Genomic DNA, 212 nt, shown 5'->3' with positions numbered 1-212 from the left:
CACCAGCAATACCGGCTATTGATAAGATGATAAACATTGCACCAGCGATGATATAACCCACCTGTATATCTCCTTTCCATAGTACGACTGCAGTAGCAACAAGAAAGGCCCAAATGCAACCATTGAGAAACCCTATAGCGGCTTCTTTACCTATTAACCAGCGTGTGTTGCTACTGCAAATATGCCCTACACCAATCCCTCGAATAACAAAT

Annotated in this window: 1 protein-coding gene; it reads right to left on the bottom strand. The window is 42.9% G+C overall.

The window, feature by feature from the left end; genetic code table 11:
* Window positions 1–212 (bottom strand): magnesium transporter (locus V6256_RS16040; RefSeq protein WP_341599192.1); only part of this gene is annotated, 212 nt, incomplete at both ends.

It is taken from the genome of Psychromonas aquatilis, assembly GCF_038155185.1.
Classification (GTDB): Bacteria; Pseudomonadota; Gammaproteobacteria; order Enterobacterales; family Psychromonadaceae; genus Psychromonas; species Psychromonas aquatilis.
This window is presented reverse-complemented; position numbering and strand designations above follow the sequence as displayed.